This is a genomic window from Niabella beijingensis (assembly GCF_020034665.1).
GTDB classification, from domain to species: domain Bacteria; phylum Bacteroidota; class Bacteroidia; order Chitinophagales; family Chitinophagaceae; genus Niabella; species Niabella beijingensis.
On the sequence record NZ_JAIQDI010000001.1, the window covers coordinates 3,370,183 to 3,390,152 of the forward strand.

The 19,970-nt window shown below is 50.1% G+C and carries 15 protein-coding genes; 8 read left to right on the forward strand and 7 right to left on the reverse strand.

The window, feature by feature from the left end:
• The first annotated feature begins 39 nt into the window (after positions 1-39).
• Complete coding sequence (locus K7B07_RS14155) at positions 40-900, forward strand: outer membrane beta-barrel protein (RefSeq protein WP_223710669.1); 861 nt, start codon at positions 40-42, stop codon at positions 898-900.
• Positions 901-906: 6 nt separating this feature from the next.
• Here the strand turns inward: K7B07_RS14155 and K7B07_RS14160 are convergent, their stop codons facing one another.
• The 4 genes from K7B07_RS14160 to K7B07_RS14175 form a co-directional block, all read right to left on the reverse strand.
• Complete coding sequence (locus K7B07_RS14160; protein WP_223710671.1) at positions 907-1,494, reverse strand: hypothetical protein; 588 nt, start codon at positions 1,492-1,494, stop codon at positions 907-909.
• A 63-nt stretch (positions 1,495-1,557) separates the two neighbouring features.
• Positions 1,558-2,721 (reverse strand): DUF3298 and DUF4163 domain-containing protein, encoded by a 1,164-nt coding sequence (locus tag K7B07_RS14165; protein ID WP_223710672.1) that lies wholly within the window; start codon positions 2,719-2,721, stop codon positions 1,558-1,560.
• Between the two features lie 153 nt (positions 2,722-2,874).
• Positions 2,875-4,629: a RagB/SusD family nutrient uptake outer membrane protein gene (locus K7B07_RS14170; RefSeq protein WP_223710674.1), complete on the reverse strand. Its 1,755-nt coding sequence runs from the start codon at positions 4,627-4,629 to the stop codon at positions 2,875-2,877.
• 12 nt (positions 4,630-4,641) lie between these two features.
• Positions 4,642-7,881 (reverse strand): SusC/RagA family TonB-linked outer membrane protein, encoded by a 3,240-nt coding sequence (locus K7B07_RS14175; protein ID WP_223710676.1) that lies wholly within the window; start codon positions 7,879-7,881, stop codon positions 4,642-4,644.
• Positions 7,882-8,177: 296 nt separating this feature from the next.
• On the opposite strand from K7B07_RS14175, the gene K7B07_RS14180 reads away from it, so the two are divergent.
• Entirely contained in the window at positions 8,178-8,939 is a 762-nt protein-coding gene (locus K7B07_RS14180; protein ID WP_223710677.1) for a rhamnogalacturonan acetylesterase, read from the forward strand.
• A gap of 425 nt (positions 8,940-9,364) precedes the next feature.
• On the opposite strand, the gene K7B07_RS14185 is transcribed toward K7B07_RS14180, so the two are convergent.
• The 3 genes from K7B07_RS14185 to K7B07_RS14195 are packed head-to-tail and all read right to left on the reverse strand — an operon-like array spanning position 9,365 to position 13,444.
• On the reverse strand, positions 9,365-11,443 hold the full coding sequence (locus tag K7B07_RS14185; RefSeq protein ID WP_223710679.1) for a beta-galactosidase: 2,079 nt from the start codon (positions 11,441-11,443) through the stop codon (positions 9,365-9,367).
• A 60-nt stretch (positions 11,444-11,503) separates the two neighbouring features.
• On the reverse strand, positions 11,504-12,694 hold the full coding sequence (locus K7B07_RS14190; RefSeq protein WP_223710680.1) for a putative glycoside hydrolase: 1,191 nt from the start codon (positions 12,692-12,694) through the stop codon (positions 11,504-11,506).
• Between the two features lie 6 nt (positions 12,695-12,700).
• Positions 12,701-13,444, reverse strand: coding sequence for a glucosamine-6-phosphate deaminase (locus K7B07_RS14195; protein ID WP_223710681.1), 744 nt, complete (start codon positions 13,442-13,444; stop codon positions 12,701-12,703).
• Positions 13,445-13,790: 346 nt separating this feature from the next.
• On the opposite strand from K7B07_RS14195, the gene K7B07_RS14200 reads away from it, so the two are divergent.
• From K7B07_RS14200 to K7B07_RS14225, 6 genes are all read left to right on the forward strand, one after another.
• On the forward strand, positions 13,791-14,183 hold the full coding sequence (locus K7B07_RS14200) for a RidA family protein (RefSeq protein WP_223710682.1): 393 nt from the start codon (positions 13,791-13,793) through the stop codon (positions 14,181-14,183).
• A 6-nt stretch (positions 14,184-14,189) separates the two neighbouring features.
• Positions 14,190-15,299 (forward strand): D-TA family PLP-dependent enzyme, encoded by a 1,110-nt coding sequence (locus K7B07_RS14205; RefSeq protein ID WP_223710683.1) that lies wholly within the window; start codon positions 14,190-14,192, stop codon positions 15,297-15,299.
• A 44-nt stretch (positions 15,300-15,343) separates the two neighbouring features.
• Positions 15,344-16,342, forward strand: coding sequence for a 3-hydroxyacyl-CoA dehydrogenase family protein (locus K7B07_RS14210; protein WP_223710685.1), 999 nt, complete (start codon positions 15,344-15,346; stop codon positions 16,340-16,342).
• Between the two features lie 12 nt (positions 16,343-16,354).
• Complete coding sequence (locus K7B07_RS14215) at positions 16,355-17,428, forward strand: dipeptidase (protein ID WP_223710687.1); 1,074 nt, start codon at positions 16,355-16,357, stop codon at positions 17,426-17,428.
• A gap of 820 nt (positions 17,429-18,248) precedes the next feature.
• Positions 18,249-18,632 (forward strand): amidohydrolase family protein, encoded by a 384-nt coding sequence (locus K7B07_RS14220; protein ID WP_223710688.1) that lies wholly within the window; start codon positions 18,249-18,251, stop codon positions 18,630-18,632.
• Positions 18,633-19,044: 412 nt separating this feature from the next.
• A complete protein-coding gene (locus tag K7B07_RS14225; protein ID WP_223710690.1) occupies positions 19,045-19,956 on the forward strand; it encodes a pentapeptide repeat-containing protein in 912 nt (303 codons plus the stop codon).
• The last annotated feature ends 14 nt before the right edge of the window (positions 19,957-19,970 follow it).

The window sequence follows — 19,970 nt, forward strand, 5'->3', positions numbered from 1 at the left end:
CAGCAAACGGATTGAGCAATGCAATTGATTCGAATGAAGATGAAACAAACACTACTGCTGGCTATAATGACCGTATCTGTGCTGATAGCAGCAGCCCAGAACGGACCGGACACCCTGGTCATTAACGGTGTTACCGTTATAAGGGATAATAAGCCCATCGAACAGGAGCCTAAAAAAGGATTCTTCAAAAGCATCCGCACCAAAAGAAATCTGAAGAATATTGTTACGGAATGGGCCATGGTCGATATCGGCATGTCGAACTTCACGGACGGTACGGTTTATGCTGCGGCTGATGCGCAGGCGTATGCACCGGGGAGCAATGAGCAGTGGTTTGCCACGAGATATTTCAAATCACGGAACATCAATATCTGGATCGTGACCCAGCGGTACAACCTGATCCGTCATTTTGTGAACCTCCAGTACGGCCTGGGTCTGGAGCTGAATAACTACCGGTTTAAGAACGAAGTCCGCTTCAATCCCCGGACGGCAACGGATATCACCAATCCGCCGGTAGCCTATATCGATCAGGAACCCGGCCGCGTTTATAAGAAGAACAAGCTGGCAGCAGATTACATTACAGTACCGCTGATGCTGAATTTTAATTTTACACCGGACCGCCTGTATCCGTTTGAGCTAAGTGCAGGCATCAGTGTGGGATATCTTTATGCTTCCCGCAACAAGATCATCACTTCTGATGAGGGCAAACGAAAGGCGAAGGATAATTTCGACCTGGATCCCTGGAAGCTTTCCTATGTAGGTGATCTGACGCTGGGGGTGGTGACCCTGTACGGCTCTTATGCGTTCAAAAGCATGTATACCCGCGGACTGGATCATACGCCTTACAATTTCGGCATCCGGCTACGGCCTGCCGATTTCTTTAATAAGATTGAAAGCCGGTAGCGGCAACTACTGCATGTCTACATAAACGATCCGGTATTTTTTGGAGATCTTATTTAACTGGCGGTATTGCCGGTTCATCAGCCAGCCGGCTCCGAAGATCGCAGCAGCAATACCCAGGTTTCTTGAATTACGGGCAGAAAAAAGCTTGTCTCCGTCTTTTAATGTATTCACGGTATTTAAAATCATATAACCGGCGCCGCCGATCTGTGTGATAATACCCAGGCGGTGCAGGTAACCCCTCCGTTTCAGCGACCGGTAGGAGATGATGTGTTTGATCTCTTTATAATAAAAAGGAATGGTGGTGGTACTGATCGTATCCACTATATAATTGCCCCAGATAGTAGGTTGTTTGGTGATATGATAGAAATTGACAAAAACACTGTCGTGGGCAATACGGGCAATGGGGCCTTCATAGTCCTGACCATCCGCACCTATAAAATGAATGGGCATTCCTGTGTAATAATTGTCAATGGCAATGCCGTTTTTCTTTCTGAGCGAAATATAATCATTGATCCTGGGGAGCGTAGTATCCGACTGCGCCGAAAGATCCAGCACAAACAGCAGGCAGCAAAATACTGTAAGCAGTTTTACCATTGCTGCTAAGATACTATCAAATCCGTTAGTGAATCCATCGTCATTTGTTAAAGAAAACTAATTTTAGAGGTGCATCCGCTGTACAAACTCCGGCTGCAGGTAGGGTTTCAGATCCGTATAAGGAACCCATACATCGATCAGGCCGAAGGCGTAGGCCGCCACCTCATAAGGCTGGTATACAAACCCGATGCCTCTGGAGGTAAAATAGAAATTATCGGTCAGTGCCAGGCGGTCCTCAAAAAGAATGTCGGTCAGCGGCTTGCCGTCTGCAATTTTATACCGGCCCCTGAAATGACGTTCCAGTATGGGCTGCAATGTTGCGGAATCAATTTTAAGAACACTGTCCAGTGCCAATTCCTTTTTTTGCTGCATGTCCAGGCAGATCATTGTTTGCCCGTACATGCCATGCGCACCTCCGGTGTAAGCATAATTGCCTACGCTAAGCACGGCATAGCCGTTGTTGTTGTATATGAGGTTGGAACTGATCTGCTGATCGTAATGCATCATGGATACCGGCGCCTCTTCCTCATCGCCGGCAGCTTTCATGGTATCAATATCATCCCGGAAGTTTTCAATAAAACTTCTTCCGAATTGGGTCATAGTGGTTTCCAGTGATGCGGAGTCCGGCTTTTGAACAGCGAGGATATTTTTCTTTAAGAGTGCCGTATACCAGCTCTCCTGGGTTGCCGGCTCCAACAACAGCAGGCTGCTGAAGGCTGAAGGGGTGTCCTTCTTAAATCCGGAGATTTTGATCGAATCTATATAACCCGCCGGTGTAAACGCGGTGCCGCTTTTTACGGGTAGGAGCTGTACCTGTTGCTGCTGCTTATTTCCGGTGATCTTCAATCCGGTGATACCCTCCGGCCGGATCACCAGGTGCAGTTCGGCATCGGCACCCTCCAGATCCTGATTCGCCGGCCGCGGTGCATACTCCGCAAAAAACAGACTGTCATTTTGCAGCAGGCTGTCCTTCTGGAACAGCAGGTCTGCAGGCTGTCCTTCATTGTCATAGGTATAATTGACGTCGTAAGTAGTGCCGAATTTCACCACGTGCATGGTTGCCGGCTGATCGCCGATGGTTCCCTGGTATTGCATATAGTAACGATCCGTGTTCTGCACTACAGGAAGCGAGTCGTTGCCGGGTGGGGTGCCGCTTTTTTTATCGGTATCCTTACAACTGAAGAACAATGCCGGAACAAGGGTGGCCAGAAAAAATAGTTTTTTCATGCGTCTTTCGTTTAGTAGTAACCTAAAGCAAAAGTAAAACATCGTGCCAATTATCGGGCAGTTAAATAAAAAGCGGCTTTTTACGGTGGTTAAGGTCAAAAAAATGAGGCCTTAAAGCCTCATTGCAAATGGATATAAAACATTTTGGCTGCGTCAGTAACCGTAGTCCTGCGTGATCTTTGGATTAGCATCGATAACTGCCTGAGGTATCGGCAACAGTTCACTGTGATTGGGTTTGAACAGCTGCGCCACATTGGTGATCCAGGATGCGGTGATGGACCGTGTCCAGTTGACCCGGGTATAACCCGGCGCTTCAGAAGGCGAAGGGTTATACAGAGAATTGGCGAAGACCACCAGCAGGGATCCCGGCCGATAATACATATACTGCGGTATTTTATCATAAGGTGCCTGGCGGTTCATCAGTTTTGTATAGTTGTCGCGTACTTCTGTTATTTTCTGTGCCAGCAGGTTCCAGCGGATGAGATCGTATTTGCGGATGCCCTCTCCCCCAAATTCAAAAGAGCGTTCTTTTACCAGGGCATCAAAGAAACCCTGTTTATCCAGAGGGGTTGCTCCCATCTTTTCCTCATTTCCGCTGAATCCCCTTCTCCGTACTTCTTCAAATGCCTGTTTGGCGTCAGCGGTGGGTCCGTTGTTGAGCTCATTCTCGGCTTCTGCAAACATCAGCAACACATCGGAAAAACGCAGGATCGGCCAGTTGACCCCTGTGGCCTGTATAGCGGATGCAAGGGCCGGTGTGATCCAGTCGGAACGGAATTTACCACTGGTCATATTCACCAGTGTCTGTACCGTTTTAGAGTTGTCCGCGTTGTTATAATAAGGGGCGCAGGTAACATCCCGCCTGAGATCCACAGAATCGAACGAATAAAAATAGACCGGTACTACACGAACAGAACCATTGCCCAGCAATGCTGTATTTCCCGGGATATAAAAGCGGGGGCCGTCATAATACCCCAGTTTACTGTCCACCTCACGGGCCATCGCCACTTCAAACAATACTTCTCCGTAGGGATCGATCGCAGAGGAGTCGATCGCCCCTTTGAACACCGATCGGAAACTGGGATTGAGGGTATGCTGATCCCTCCGCTGAAGGAGGTCATAGCATTCGTCCCGCGTTATTTTATAATAGTCCAGGTAATCCGCACTGCGCTCCATGGCTCCCGACTTGCGCAGGGAATAGCCGCCACGGTACAGTGCCAGTCTCGCACGAAGGGCTTTAACGGTGCCTTTGGTGATGCGTTCATCGGAGGTTACTTCCGTGCGCCAGGGTACCAGTTCTTCAGCGGTCTTCAGGTTGGCCAGCAGGGTATCGTAAATAATATCACGGTCGGTCTTCCCCAGAAAAAGGTTTTCCTGATCGGCAGACGGACCAAAGGACGCCGGAACATCCCCCCAGTTGCGGATCAGCTCAAAATAAAACTGTGCACGCAACGTAAGGACCTCACCATGAAGCCGGCGAAGCTCGGTCTTTTCGGTTTCACTGCCAGCCTGGTAAAGCGCCATGGCCGGTATTTTTTTAATACAGATATTGGCACGTTCTATTCCGGAATACAGCTGATTAAACGGAGACAGCAGCTGTGCATTGGTGGATTGAAGATTGTAGCGTGAGAGGTCCCGGGAACTGTTGTCCGGAGCGTTGGAATTGGTGACGCCGATCATCTCGTCGTTGTCGTAAGGATACATCAGGCTCAGGCGGCTGCCATAGCCCTGGTCACCGGCCAACTGGTCGTATACACCCAAAACGGCGCTCCTTGCATTTATCACAGAACTGAACATCGCATCTTCATCATACCCGGACTGTGGCTCCAGCGTCAGGTATTTTTTACAGGAGGTAAACAGCGCTGCTGTAAGAACAAAGAGCAGCATAAAAGATCGTTGCTTTATCATAATCAACATTTATTATAATGAAACATTTAAACCAAGAATATAAACCTTGCTCCGGGGATAGGCGGAGTAATCCACACCGGGTGTTACGGGCGTTGCCCGCCGGGTGTTTACTTCCGGGTCATAACCGGAATAGCCGGTGAGAACGGCCAGGTTGTTCACCGTGGCGTACACCCGCAGGCTTTTTAACCGGATCCTCCGGATCAGCGATTCCGGCAGGGTATAACCGAGCGTGATATTATTGATCCGCAGGAAAGATCCGTCTTCCATTGCCCAGGAAGTGGGATACCAGGCACCGGCGCCGCTGATGGGGATCCAGAGCTTTGCGTTCTGGTTGATGGCCGCCAGCTGATCGGGTGCGATCCCTTTTACCACCTGTTCGCCGGATTCGGTCACTACCTGCTGGATTACATTGCCGTTCGCATCCACAGTGCGCCAGCGGTCGTTCATGATGGCCAGGGAATTGGTGTGCGAGCCGTACCCGTTGGTGAATTCGATCTTGTTGGCATTGTAGATCTTATTGCCATAGACAAAATTCACAAACACGCCCAGGTCAAATTGTTTATAGGTGAACCGCTGGTTCAGTCCCCCGGAGAATTTCGGGTTGGCATCCCCGATGACTGTTTTGTCATTGTCATCAATAATATGATTACCGTCAAGATCTTTCAGTTTCATCCATCCCGGCTGGGCGATACCGATGGCTTTTGACACATCAGTAACGCCTTCTTTCAGGGTATAAACGCCTGTTGCGGCATCATAGTTAAAATCATTTACGCCGTAAAAACCGTCCGATACATAACCATACATCGTTCCCAGGGGCTGACCGGTCTTCACGATATAATCCGCAGGCTGACCGGAGATGCCAAAGCCGGAATAGGCGAAGTAATGATCCAGGCCTTCCGCCAGCCGCTCGATCCTGTTCCGGTTAAAGGCGATGTTAAATTCCGCATTCCAGGTAAAATCAGGCTTCTGTATGGGAGTACCGCTCAATTGCAGCTCGATACCGCGATTGGAGATATTGCCCACATTCTGTAACTGCGTGGTATAACCCGATGTTGGCGGAATGGGCACGTCGATAAGCAGGTTTTTAACGGTGTTCTTATATACATCCGCGGTCAGCAGCAACCGGTTGTTAAAAAGAGCGAGATCCAGTCCTATATTACGGGATACGGTGGTTTCCCATTTCAGTTTTTCGTTCGGGAGGCTTCCCACCATATAGGCCGGCACTACCTGTCCGTTCAACGCATATTTTGCACTGGGACTGAAAACATTCATAAAGAGGTAGTCGTCGATCCGGTTATTACCGGTAGCTCCATAGCTGACCCGGAGCTTCAGATCAGAAATGACCTTGCTGTTCTCCAGGAAGGATTCCTTTGAAAGCCGCCAGGCAACCGCACCGGCAGGGAAGTAGCCCCAGCGGCGACCGGGGGCGAATTTGGAAGAGCCGTCCGCACGCAGGCTGAAGTTCGCCAGGAATTTATCCTTATAAGCGTAATTGGCTCTTGTAAAGAAGGAAACGATATGACTCTCATAACTGTTGGACTGCGGATAAGTGGGCACCGTAGTGCCAACGCCCAGCTGATTCAATGCTTTGTCCGGTGTAATACCTATGGGGAAGTTTTTCAGCTGCAGGTCTGTGCTTTTAGCTTTTACATTATAGAATTCATTACCCAGTAACGCGTCGATGCGGTGATCGGAAGCGCGCGAATTCCTGAAGCTGAGCACATTTGAATTGGATAGGTTGTAAACATTGTTGGTCAGCACCCCAACCATGGGCATGCTGGCGCCCTGTGTCCGTGCCTTTGAAGTAATGTAATCGTAAAAGGTATTATAGGTCTGGTTATTGTAATTGACACCCAGCGTGGATTTAAAGGAGAACTGCTTGTTGAAGTTATAATTGGCATAACCGTTCAGATTGGTGATATTATTGAGTTTCTGACTGTACTGGGCATCACTGAGCTGGATGGGGTTAATGATACCCAGTGCATTCCCTGCATTGGTTTCATCATAATAGGCTTCATCCAGGTCTTCCGGCGACAGGTTGTTGAGCATGAAGGGCCGGTATTTTACGGTATGCCGGAGCAGGTTGTATGTGGAGGCCCCTGCATCGGAAGTACCGGCGCCGTTAATGCGCTGGTTGGTGTAGCGCACATTAAAGCCCATTTTAAGCGCATCGCTTACCCGGGTATCCATCCGGAAAGTGACGAGCTTCCGGTTATAACCGGAATTCAGCATCACCCCGTCTTCACCGTTGCTGGTAAGACTGAGGTTGTACTGCGTGGCCTTGGTGCCGCCGGAAACGCCTACATTGTGGGTCTGCATCAGCGCATCGTTGCCAAAAGTGCGGTCCTGCCAGTCGATAAAAGGAACCGATTTATAGACGTCCAGGCTGTCCCAGTTGCCATAAATACGGCGGAAGGCTTCCTGGGCTTCGTTGGTGCTCCTGCTTTTCTCATATTGAAGCATCACAAAATCATAGGGCTGTAATACCTCCAGCTTATCGGCCAGTTTTTTTATACCCACAAACCCGTTATAGCTCACAACTGGCTTTGCTTCCTTACCCCCTTTGGTAGTAATGATGACCACCCCGTTTGCACCACGCGCACCGTAGATGGACGTTGCGGAAGCATCTTTAAGCACATCCACAGATTCAATATCCTGCGGCGACAGCCCGGAAAGACCACCTTCCACCTGTACACCGTCCACAATATAAAGTGGCGCCCCATCCTGTGTGATGGAACCATTCCCTCTTATTTTGATCTGTACATCTGCACCCGGTGCGCCTTCTGAAGTAGTGACCTGTACACCCGCCAGCTTTCCTGTAAGTGCTTCTGCCAGCGAGTTCACCGGTATATCTCTCAGCTGTTTACTGGTAATGGAGGATACAGACCCTGTAAGGTCGCGCTTTTTTACAGCCGCATACCCGATCATCACCACTTCATCCATCTGTGCAATATTGTTGGATAGTCTGATCTGCAACGGCCCGTCTGTGGCGGCAGATAACTCCTGCGGGTTGTAGCCTACATGCTCTACCAGCAATATTACTTCAGTATCGGCCGCAGGTACCTGCAGTGTAAATTTACCCTGGCTGTTGGTCTGCGTGCCTCTTGCGGTTCCCTTTTGCAGGATGGTGGCACCTGCCAGTGGTGTGTTACCGGCCGAATCCAGTACCTCGCCTGTGATACGGCGGCTGTTTTGTGCATGTCCCATTGAAAAGCTCAGGGTTACTAAAAGCAGTACTACAATTTTCTTCATCTAATATATATTTAATAAGACCAGGGATACGAACATGAATGACCAGAGCGGTTATTGCTTTCCCGGTGAATGGCACGCACTTTTCTCAATAAACTCGTTTGACCCGGGTGGAACGTATTTCCCGAACAAGATATATCTTTTTACTCCAGTTCGGGAACCGGCTGCACTAAAAATTAATGGTAGCGTTATCGATAACGCTACCGGTGATATTTTTGGGTATTCCTGGTGGATTTGGTATATAAAAAACTACATTGGCAGTATATTATCCATTCTCATTTATTACAAATTTATCTGGTATGAAAAAAGGATTTCTTGCTTTATGTATTATAACCTTGCTGCTGGCATTTAAGGAGCAAAAGAAAATAACCATCCATTCCATCGGTGATTCCACCATGTGTGATTATGATCAACGGTACCTCAGTGGCTTCGGAGGCGAAAATTATCCCATCCGCGGATGGATGCAGCAAATGCCGCAGTTTTTTACCGATGAAGTGATCATAAAAAACAGCGCCCGTAGTGGCCGTAGTTCCAAGAGCTTTAAGGATGAGGGCTGGTGGCAAAAAGTGATCAATGCTGTAAAACCCGGCGATTACATGTTTATCATGTTCGGCCCGAATGACGAAAAAACGGATACGCTGCGGCATACAGACCCACAGACTACCTACCGGAAGTACCTGGTAGGTTATATTGAGGAAACAAGAGCAAAGGGCGGGATACCGGTATTGTTCACCTCCATTACCCGGAGAAAGTTTGATAAGGAAGGGAAACTGTTGCCCAATACTTTTGAAGCTTATGCGGCTGAAGTAAGAAAAATTGCCGCAGAAATGAAGGTGCCGTTGATCGACCTTAATGTAAAATCGAGAGAACTGGTGCAGCAATACGGACCGGAAGCCTCAAAGAAATTATACCTGTACATCGAGCCGGGCAAATTCACCAAGCTGCCAAAGGGAAAGAAAGACGATACCCATCTTTCCGGAGCGGGCGCTACTGAGATTGCACGACTGGCCGCAGAAGGCCTTAAGGAGCTGAAACTGCCGGTAGCAAAGTATTTGAAATAACAGCGCGTGGGCCACGAAGTCACAAAGACACGAAGGGACACAAAGGGTTTTGTTGTGCTTAATGCCTTAATGTTTTTGCTGCTGGGAAAAGAGCGATGATCCGGAAGTTTTTTCTTCGTATCCTGGAGTTTTAGTGGCAAGAAGTGAGCCACGAAGGCACAAAGCCACAAAGAGGCACAAAGGTTTTGGTTATTCTTAACGGAGCTTAAAGCCTGAAATTTTTTCGAAGCCGCAGAGGTGAGGGCTTTTCTTCGTGTTACTTAGCGCCTTGGAGTCTTAGTGGCAAGAAATGGGCTGCGAAGGCACGAAGCCACAAAGAGGCGCAAAGATTTTTGTTGTGCTTAATGCCTTAATGTTTTTACTGCTGCGAAAAGAGCGATGGTCCGGAAGTTTTTTCTTCGTTTCCTGGAGTCTTAGTGACATAACTACCTGTACCGGATCACTACCAGGTCGTACAAAGCAAGTTGTGGTACGGTAAAATGCACCTTTCCTTTCTCCTGCTGAAACGCCGGTGTATTACTGGTATTTCCGTCAGGACTTAATATGCTTACCTGCTGTATCTTTTTTCCTTCGGGTATTTTTAATGCGACCTTAATATTTTCCACCCCGGAGTTCTGATAATTAAAATTAACCAGGTGCAGCAGCAGGCGGTTGCGGTCTTCCTGTTGTACCAGTTCCATGGTCACGGTTTCCGGTGCCTCTACCTTTAAGGATAATGCATCGGCGGAGGCCCATTGAATAGCTTCAATTAATTGCCGGTGATTTTTGGCGAGCCGGAAGTATTTGCCAGACATAGCTACCATGGCCGGTTTGGGCTGTGAGGGGATCACTTCCGGCAGGTAGGAAACCCGCCCCTTGCCAACACTATTGCGTTGTTCAGCGATGGATAGTATTGTCTCCGGCGTGCTGCGGTTGTGCCATTCCGGTGCCTCCACTTTAAAAAGATCGCGGAGACCAAAGTGTTCCTTACGCTGGTGCCAGCTGTTGTATAAGGAGGTATGTTCGGTGGCAACCAGGCCGCCACCTTTACGTACAAAAGCGCGGATCAGTTCCTGTTGCTCATCAGTAAGGCTCTCCTGGTCGGCCAGTACCAATACTTTGTACCGGTCCAGGTTTTTTAGTTGTGCATCAAAAATAATATCGAATGGAATCTTGCCCTGGATCAGGCTTTGTTCAAAAAGAAAAGTGCTCTGATAGGGACGATCATTATTGTACGCCATCGTATTGAAGCTATGCAGCACGGCCACATCTGCAATATTCACAGTACCGGTGTAGTATTCAAAATGATCACGGAAGAAACGTATATACGCTTTCTGATCCTGTGGTAATTCAAAAGAAGTTTGGTGTTTGCCGCCTTCCATTTCTTCCAATCCGCCGATGAGGCCGATGCCGTCGCGGTTATAGGCCAGTATCTCTGCCATTTTTAGTTTGCTGTCGCTGGTATTGGTAAACACGCGGTTGTTCAGCGTGCGCGCCATTTTAAAAGTGCGGATCTTGGAGAGCAGGGTACCGTCTGCCGCCAGCTCGGTATGTTCGCCTTCCGTCCAGAAATAATTGGTATGCGCCAGCAGGCGGGGGAAATCAACACTTTCATTCCACATGGAGTTACGGCCGTCCAGTCCGTGCGGGTTGCATTCCACCGCTACATCCGGGTTCAGGCTCCGGATATACTGCGCCATCTCACCGTAATAATCTGCCAGCCGCTGACAGCGGAAGTCGGTCCATTCCTGCGCCAGCGGATCGTGCAATATGCTGATGCTTTTGGTATAGGAGGGCGGTTCCACATAATCCATATTGCTGAAGCCCAAACGTTGCCGGAGTTGTTCCGGAGTATATTTCTTCCGTAAAAAAGCACGGAACTGTTCTGCTGCCAGCGGATGATAAAACACCGGGGCAATGGCCTGTATGGAAGAGTTGTCGAAATGGATCAGGTCCACTTTCAGATCTTCAATGGCTATTTTTAATACCCGTTTGATATAGGCTTTATAGCCTTCATGCTGAAAATATACCAGTTTGCGGAAGGTCTGGCTGCCATAGGTGACCGGTTGCCCCTGGTACGGCGGCGCGATCCAGTCCTTCGCTTCCGGTACTTCGGGGAGAAAGGTTTCATAAGGCATGGTAGCGCCGACATAAGCGCCGATCTTCAGTCCGTATTTTTTACAAAGGGCCGACAGTTTGCGTGTGGCGTCGATCTCTTCTTTCTCTGCGCTCAATCCAAATCCTTTATAAAAAAAGGCCATCACCATGGTAGCGCCCATCTCTTTGTATTTTTTTACCTGGGCTTCGGTAGACTCCCTTTTGTACACCTCATCCATCCAGACGGGGTTCGCACCTACCCGGCGCCGGAAGCTGGGTTTTACATCCCAGTTGCCGATCATGATTACGGGGAACCCGTCTGCCCATTTCGGCTGTGCTTTTTGGACGACAGGCAACTGCTGCGCTGCTGCGTTTAATGTAAACAAACAAATCGCTGTACAAAATAATAGAACAAACCTGTGCTTCATATCACTGTGATTTAATCGTGAGTGGTTGGAGGTAAACCCGGATCTGGTGGGCGCAGCAGATCATTCTGCTGCCTGATCTTTTATCAATACATAGCCCGAACCAGGCTCCAGTTGCAGCGTTCCGCGTTTTACCGCCCCGCTAATCGTTTTCCAGTTACCTTCCGGAAGTGTGAACGTTGCAGTATCCTGCGGGGAAGGGTTCACACAAACCATTCCCTTCTGATACGGCCGTATCCAGATATTTTGCACCTTATGCGGCTTCCCGGTTGGTGTGCCGATGTTCAGGTCCACCTCCGGCCGGTAGTGGAACTCCTGGTAAATGGCTTTCTTTTCAAAGCCCGTGGGTGCCAGCAGGCTCTGTGGTCCGCGTAGTAACAGGAAGTTGGCGATCACCCATTCCAGCTGCGCAGGAGCCGCTTTATCGAGGGTGCCCTTTAACTGGTTGATGGAAATATATCCTTTTGTTGCTGCTATCTGCTCTAAGAAGGAGCGCTGCCGTTCCCAGGCCCCGCCCGTTACATTCTTCCCGGTATGGGTAAAGCCGTTCTCATCCAGCCAGATGTCTGCCGCCTGCATCATACGGAGCACGGCTTCGGGCGCTGCACTGTTGGCTTTGATATTGGCGGCAACGCGCACTCCCAGCGGATGCAGCCGGTCTGCAAGAAATTGTATCCAGCGGATCATATTGTTCTGGAACGTCGTGTCATTCTTCTTTCCGGTATACAGCTGTTCCCATTTGCCGTTTGTAAAACGACCAACGGCACCGGGCCAGTTGCCCAGGTCCACGTTGTCCATCGCAACCACCGGGTAACCCTTTTGCACGGCGGGTAAAATAAATTCGTTCAGGTAATATTCTCTTACCGCAGGATTGGAAACATCCAGTGGTACCAGTCCCCCGTAATCATAAATATACCCATAGGCAGGTGTCGCCTGGTCTGCTTTATACAGGATCCATTCCGGATGATTTTTTTGATACCATTCGATATCCCGCTTCCGGTCGGGATTGCGGATGGAGGGGAAATATTTGCTGGTTACAATGCCACCCGGCTGAGCCGGTTTGTTAGCGCCCCAAATAAAGTATACTTTATTGCTGTGCTGATGATACACTGCCGGGTCGGGTACCCTGCCGTCGAATATCTGTGCCAGTGGCAATCCGTCCTCCGGGATGGCCATAGCCTTATCCTGCGCAGAAGGATAAAGCGCAGAAAATGCAATGCACCCCAACAGGATATAACGGATAAAACCAGTCATTCTTATTTATTTTAATGCCGGCGTCAATAAAGCGGCGGAAGCTTCATCGAGGTACAATCCGCAGGAAGGGTGTTCCTGTAAAATGCTGGCAGGGTAAAGCGGACTTACCGGTTGCTCCACACTGTCCTTAATGGCCTGAGCCTTGCGACTGTCGGGTACGGAGCAAATGATATGTGCCGATTTCATGATCTGTTTTACCGACATGCTGATGGCCTGTGCGGGTACATCTTCGAGGGTAGTGAACCAGCCTTCGCCCATTTGCTGCAGGCGGCATTTTTCATCGAGGTTCACGATGAGGTAAGGATCTTCCGTGTTAAAATCCGCGGGGGGGTCATTAAATGCCAGGTGCCCGTTCTCTCCGATACCTACGAGTGCCACATCGATGGGATACTGGCGGATGCGTTCATTTAAGTGCTGGCGCTCCTGTTCGGCGTTGTTCTCTCCATTGATGAGGAAATAAGCGTTTAAAGGAGCTACCTGGTCCAGGAAGCGTTCTTTAAGATATTTGCGGAAACTGGCGGGGTGGGTGACGGGCATCCCGATGTATTCATCGAGGTGGAACATGACTACCTTGCTCCAGTCGATGTCTTCTTTTACGAGTTGTTGGAGGGTCTGAAACTGGCTGGTACCGGTTGCCAGTATGATATTGGCTTTATCGTTTTGTTCGATGGCGTTTCGGATGAGCTGAGCTGTTTTTGTTCCGGCTGCTTTTCCCAGAGCCTGCTTGTCTTTCTGTATGTTCAGTTCCATGTAAAAATCAGATTTTAAAATAGGGCGATGAAGTTTTTGTCGCAACCAAAAGTATCAATTACCGGAGAGTATTGTTATGTACCCGGTGAATAAAACAACGGTAACGTTATCGGCAGGCGGTGGCACAGGATAGCTGCAAATCTGCTGTTGCAACAGAGCTGCAGCCGGTAACGTTGCCGGTGCTTGCGGTGCTGACGGAATTGAACGAACGATGTGGAAAAATCCTCTGGCAGCCCGTTGTTCCGGTTTTGGACCACAGGGCCTACCTTTACAGGAACGGTTTCATCACCCTGCAAGGGTACATGAAGGAACGGGTACGGTTATGTATTAATCAATATAATGATATATGAAAAAAATTGAAGTAAAGCATCCCGATCGTGATCCGGGATTTTCCACCGGTGCTTTTTCTGACGGGGTTATTGCAGATGGATGGCTGTATGTAAGCGGACAGGCCGCAGTTGATTTTAAGACCTCCACCTTTGTCAGCGGCACTATTGAAGAGGAGACAACGCTGACGCTGAATAACCTGAGGGCCATTATTGAAGCAGCAGGCGCCACACTGGATGATGTGGTGAAGTGTACGGTGCACCTGGCGGATATCCGTGAGTTCGACCGGTACAATGTGGTATATAACAGTTATTTTACCGGGATAAAACCGGCACGCACCACGGTGCAGTCCCTTATGGCCAATAATATTAAAGTGGAAATTGATTGTATTGTAAAACTCCCGGCTAAATAGATCCCGATGGAAGAGCAAGCCTGGTATACCATCCGCAATGCAGATACGATCGACACGCCGGCACTGGTGTTATACCCGGATCGGATCCGGGAGAACATCGACGCTGCGGTCGAGATGTTGAGCCGCCGCGAACGGCTGCGCCCGCATGTAAAAACGCATAAGTCGGCGGAGGTCATAAAGCTGTTGCTGGCAGCGGGTATACAACGGTTTAAATGTGCCACGCTTGCAGAAGCCGCCCTGCTTGCAGATACAGGTGCGCGCGATATCCTGCTGGCCTATCCGCCCACCGCCGCAAAGCTCAGCCGCTGGCTGGAGCTGGTACGAAAGTTCAGCGGGGTCACTTTTTCCTGCCTGGTGGATAATACCGGTACCGGTACCCTGCTTTCGGAGGCCGCTCAAAAAGCCGGGATAACGCTGCTTGTATACATCGACCTCAACGTGGGAATGGACCGAACGGGTATCAAACCGGATGCAGGTGCACTGGAATTGTATGAAACCCTGACCCGCATGCCCGGGCTTCGTGTGGAAGGCCTGCATGCATATGACGGGCACATCAATGAAACGGAGATAGCACAGCGGCAGAACAGTTGTACCCGGGCATTTGCCCCTGTATATTTTTTACAAACGTTGCTGAAGGAAAGGGGCTATCCGCAGGTGAACGTGATCGCAGGCGGATCACCGACCTTTTCTGTTCATGCCGCCACGCCGGATGTTGAATGCAGTCCCGGTACGTTTGTTTACTGGGATAAGGGATACCAGGAGCTGTTGCCGGATCTGCCCTTTATCCCGGCGGCACTGGTACTGGCACGTATCATTTCCCTGCCCACGCCGGACCAGGTATGTATCGACCTGGGTTATAAATCGATCGCCGCAGAACAGCCCATCGGCCGGCGGGTGTTCTTTTTAAATGCCCCCGGGCTGAAAATGCTCCGGCACAGCGAAGAGCACCTGGTTGCCGAAACCGCCCCAAACCATCAGTGGAAGATCGGGGATTTGTTGTACGGCCTGCCCTGGCATATCTGTCCAACGGTAGCCCTCTACCAGCATGCGGAGGTGATCGTTGGCGGAGTTAAAAGCGGGGTGTGGCCGGTAGCCGGAAAGGATTATGTGCTCTGAGTAAGCACTTTTAAAAAGCTATCACAGTCGTTAAAAATAAATCTATGTCAACAGAAACAAACGATTTTCCCGTGGCGGTAGTGGGCCTGGGGCTGATGGGATGCAGCATCACTACCTGTTTGCTTATGGCAGGGCATCCGGTGATTGCCTTGGCACCTATTCCTGAAGATCTGGAGCATGCGGAAAAGCGGATCCGCACGCACCTCCATAAATCAAAACAGGAAGGACTGTTAACGCGGGAGCCGGAATTTTTTTTACAAGGCCTTACCATCACCGGCGATTATGAAAAGCTAAAGGATTGCCGGCTGGTTATCGAATGCACCATCGAGAACCTGGAGATCAAGAAAACGGTGTACGGAAAAATTGAAGCCGTTATTGCAGCGGATGCCTTGATGGCCAGCAATACTTCTGCCATACCCATCAGTATTCTGCAGCAGCTGACACAGCACCCGGAGCGTTTTTTCGGACTGCACTGGGCAGAGCCCTCGCATACCACGCGCTTTCTGGAAGTGATCTGCGGCGACCGCAGCGATGAAGCAATGGGAGAACAGCTGTATACACTGGCGCATCAATGGGGTAAGGAGCCTACGTTGGTACGTAAGGACATCCGGGGCTTTATCACCAACCGGCTGATGTATGCCCTTTACCGCGAAGCCTTTTACCTGGTGGAGAACGGGTATGCGACAATAGAGGATGTGGACCGCGCCTGCCGGAATAACCCGGGATACTGGATGACGCTTGCCGGCGTGTTCCGCTGGATGGATCTTACCGGTGTACCGGCTTACCTTACGGTGATGAAAGATCTCTGGCCCACGCTGAGCAATACCACAGAAGCACCACAGCTGATCAAAGATATTGTGGCTGCCGGCGGGCGGGGTGTGGCTAATGGGAAAGGCTTCTATGAGTACACACCGGAAGAAGCGCGGCTTTGGGAGGAAACCTTTTCCGCCTTTAGTTTTGAAATAAGGGACCTGGCGCTGAAATACCCGGCAGACGTGGTAAAGCGGCGGCTGGCAGAAAAAGAAACAGCTGTAACTAAATAAAAGTACGGTTACATGTTAATGATTGATGCACACCTGGACCTGGCAATGAACGCCCTGGAATGGAACCGCGACCTGCAACTGCCGGTTGTGGCCATCCGTGAAAGGGAGGCCGGACTTACCGACAAACCCGACCGTGCCAAAGGCGTGGTGGCGCTGCCGGAGCTGCGGGCCGGCAACATCGGTATTGTGGTGGCCACACAGATAGCGCGGTATGTGGAGCAGGGCAGTAACCTGCCCGGCTGGCACTCGCCACAGCAGGCCTGGGCACAGGCGCAGGGCCAGCTGGCCTGGTATAAGGCGATGGAAGATGCGGGTCAAATGGTGCAGCTCACCCATCTTGAAAAACTGGAGCAACACCTGGCACTGTGGAACGATCCTGCAGTAAGCAATACAGAAAAACCCGTAGGCTTTGTATTAAGCCTGGAAGGGGCCGATTCGCTGGTCAACCTTTCTTACCTGGAGAAAGCCTATGCCGGTGGCTTGCGGGTGATCGGCCCGGCGCATTACGGTCCGGGAAGGTATGCCCCCGGTACGGGCGAAACCGGCGGACTGACACCATGGGGCATCGAACTGCTAAAAGAGATGGATGCGCTGAAGATGATACTGGATGTTACCCACCTTACGGATGAAGGCTTCCGGCAGGCTATGGACCTGTATAAAGGTCCGCTCTGGGCCAGTCACCACAATTGCCGTGCCCTCGTACAGCACCAGCGGCAGCTTTCGGACGACCAGATAAAGCAACTGATCCAACGTGGCGCCATCATCGGCGGCGCGCTGGATGCCTGGATGCTGGTGAACGACTGGCAGCGCGGTGTTTCCAATCCCGTAACCCGCAATGTAAGCCTGGAGCTGCTGGTGGATCATTTTGATCATATCTGCCAGCTGGCGGGCAACAGTCAGCACGTTTGCATTGGCAGCGACCTGGACGGGATGTTTGGAAAAGAGCAATGCCCCTACGATATGGAAACCATTGCCGATCTCCCCTCACTGGCAGGTATGCTGGAGCGGCGGGGGTATACGGACACGGATATAAAAAATATTTTTCATGATAACTGGCTGCGGTTTGTACGGAAGGCCTGGTCCTGAATGCAGGAAGCCGCAAGCACTCAACAATAACGGTATTTTTTAATAGCCCGGCTTCAGTGCCTATGGCAACAGTCTTGCGTCGCACTCGTCGGCACCTCAGTACAGGGCGGCTTTTATGAGCCGAGCCTACAGCTCTCAGCGTTCCATTGATGGCAGGAATCAACAAACTGAAGTTTGTTGTTGGAAGATGAAGACGAGGCGCAGCCTCTTTCACTTACCTGCCTCGCAAGTCTCCCCGCCCCTGCAATACCATCATTCCAGCTTCACAACCAAATTCTATCTTGCCTGGCCGAAGGCAGGTACCAGGTCAAGGTCATCGACCTGACTGAACTCTAAACTCCGGAATTGATTCCGGATGCCGGAACATGCTACAGGGCATAAGAGTGCCGTAGGCACGGCCCCTAACGGTACTCACCAGTCCTGCAAGATCCTCCTGGTTGCACAGCAGCCGGCGTCTGCACCACCCAAAAGGGGGCATTGGCCCGGCATATAACTACAACCCGGAATTGATTCCGGATGCTAAAACAGGCTATAGGCATAAGAGTGCCGTAGACACGGTCCCCAACGGCACTCGCCAGTCCTGCAAGATCCTCCTGGTTGCACAACAGCCGGCGTCTGCACCATCCTCTCAATACAAAAGGGCCATCGGCCCGGCGATTTCTGCAACTCCGGAATTGATTCCGGAGACCACAACGTGCTACAGGACGGGAGTGCCGTAGGCACGATCTGTAAAGGGGCTCACTTCTGCCGTCAGTCCTGTTTGTACCATATCTGTGCAGGAGCGGTAGATGAATTATGATCGGAGAATACTGCAGCCCGGTTGCACAGTCCGCTGGTACTGGAGGAGGCATTGCTGCGGCATCCCAGGCTGCGGATTTATGCCATGCATGCCGGATGGCCGATACTGGATGATATGCTGCCCACTATGTATACAGATCCCCAGTTATATGTTGATATTGGGATGATCTGTTATATGATACCCCGCAAAGGGTTTTATTATCTGGAGCAGCTGGTGAATGAAAGATTTGGCAGGCGCATTATGTTTGGTTCAGATAACATGATATGGCCACAGGCAGTTGAGCTGGGTATTGCCGCTATTAATAAGGCCCCCTTTCTTTCGGCCGCTGAAAAGCGGGATATCCTTTTTAATAATGCAGCCCGGTTTCTTCGCCTGACGGAGAAAGAAATAAAGGCGATGCAGTAGCGTTCTGCTTACGATGCATCCCAGGCTTATCGGACCACAGGTATCGATATCTGCACCGATTTCAGCCGGATGAATGGCTTTTTATTTTTAATATCCCCCAAAAAACAATAAACCAATCGGTTAACAGCTGTTGCAAACCTGCCTGTTGCAACGTTTAATGCAGGAATAAAGATCGCAACAGGGTGTAGGGGAGCAGTCAGCCGCAAAAAGACCGGGCAGGACCGGGAACAGGCGGCTGTCGGTTATTTGGGTCCGTTGGTATTGATTGACCGATAAATCCCGTATAAACCACTGATAGTTGTTTAAAAACAACAGAAAGTAGTGTTGCTGCAACCATAAGTTGCTGCTTTTTTTTGGAACCGGGGTGTGGATCGGGGCACCTTTGTGGGATCAAAAAATAAAACAGTCGTATATGTTAAATGCAAAAATCATTGGCAGCAGGATTACGGAAGCACGAAAAAAGATTAATATTTCCCAGGCACAGCTGGCGGAACAACTGTTCATCAGTTCCCAGGCTGTAGGAAAATGGGAGCGCGGGGAATCGATGCCCGACATTGTTACCTTTACCCGCCTTGCGGAACTGTTGCATGTGGATCTTAATTATTTTTCAACTGGTTTTTCGGATGCAGATCAGGTGTCTGTTGAATCCCCGGTTGCGCCTGTTGCTGGAGCTGATAACAACCAGCCGGCACCAGAAAGGGTACAAAAAAAGCGTGGCTGGGATATGTCGCTCGGCAACTGGGTGGATGCTGACTTTTCCGGTCTGGAGCACCTGCATGAAAAATTCAGCGGTTCTAATATGAGGCGTTGTAAGTTTATCGGTTCAGACCTGTCGGGGCTGCTTTTAAAAAGCAATCATGTTGATGGCTGTGATTTTTCCGGCTCTGATATCAACAGCAGCGAAATCCGGAACGCGCATCTGGTCAACAACCAGTTCAAATCCTGCTCACTGAAGGATACGGGCTTTTCAGGAAGTCATATCAGCGGCTGCGACTTTTCGGGCGCCGACTTTACCGGAGCATCATTTAAATCCTGCGATTTTGGAAAGAGTATCGTTGCCGATGTGACCTGGAATGGCACTTCTTTTACTACTTCCCAACTTACGGATATTGTTTTCGGAGGCAATATGGAGGATTGCTATTTTGAGAACTGTGCTTTTTCCAAAGTGACCTTTCAGAATGTAACGCTGATCAGCACGTTCTTTAAATGCAGGAGTCTGAAAAAGGTCCGGTTTATCGATTGCAAGGCAGACCGGCTGACCTACGAGTTCCTGAAGAACGGGAAAGCGGAGCTGAGCGGCGTTACGTTGATAACGCAACCGTGAATTGCTAAAAACAA

What these genes read in the sequence shown, in the direction of transcription:
- K7B07_RS14225 (WP_223710690.1), top strand. Translation starts at nt 19,045, where the DNA reads ATGTTAAATGCAAAAATCATTGGCAGCAGGATTACGGAAGCACGAAAA.
- K7B07_RS14195 (WP_223710681.1), bottom strand. Translation starts at nt 13,444, where the DNA reads ATGGAACTGAACATACAGAAAGACAAGCAGGCTCTGGGAAAAGCAGCC.
- K7B07_RS14200 (WP_223710682.1), top strand. Translation starts at nt 13,791, where the DNA reads ATGAAAAAAATTGAAGTAAAGCATCCCGATCGTGATCCGGGATTTTCC.
- K7B07_RS14205 (WP_223710683.1), top strand. Translation starts at nt 14,190, where the DNA reads ATGGAAGAGCAAGCCTGGTATACCATCCGCAATGCAGATACGATCGAC.
- K7B07_RS14160 (WP_223710671.1), bottom strand. Translation starts at nt 1,494, where the DNA reads ATGGTAAAACTGCTTACAGTATTTTGCTGCCTGCTGTTTGTGCTGGAT.
- K7B07_RS14215 (WP_223710687.1), top strand. Translation starts at nt 16,355, where the DNA reads ATGTTAATGATTGATGCACACCTGGACCTGGCAATGAACGCCCTGGAA.
- K7B07_RS14185 (WP_223710679.1), bottom strand. Translation starts at nt 11,443, where the DNA reads ATGAAGCACAGGTTTGTTCTATTATTTTGTACAGCGATTTGTTTGTTT.
- K7B07_RS14155 (WP_223710669.1), top strand. Translation starts at nt 40, where the DNA reads ATGAAACAAACACTACTGCTGGCTATAATGACCGTATCTGTGCTGATA.
- K7B07_RS14165 (WP_223710672.1), bottom strand. Translation starts at nt 2,721, where the DNA reads ATGAAAAAACTATTTTTTCTGGCCACCCTTGTTCCGGCATTGTTCTTC.
- K7B07_RS14190 (WP_223710680.1), bottom strand. Translation starts at nt 12,694, where the DNA reads ATGACTGGTTTTATCCGTTATATCCTGTTGGGGTGCATTGCATTTTCT.
- K7B07_RS14210 (WP_223710685.1), top strand. Translation starts at nt 15,344, where the DNA reads ATGTCAACAGAAACAAACGATTTTCCCGTGGCGGTAGTGGGCCTGGGG.
- K7B07_RS14170 (WP_223710674.1), bottom strand. Translation starts at nt 4,629, where the DNA reads ATGATAAAGCAACGATCTTTTATGCTGCTCTTTGTTCTTACAGCAGCG.
- K7B07_RS14180 (WP_223710677.1), top strand. Translation starts at nt 8,178, where the DNA reads ATGAAAAAAGGATTTCTTGCTTTATGTATTATAACCTTGCTGCTGGCA.
- K7B07_RS14175 (WP_223710676.1), bottom strand. Translation starts at nt 7,881, where the DNA reads ATGAAGAAAATTGTAGTACTGCTTTTAGTAACCCTGAGCTTTTCAATG.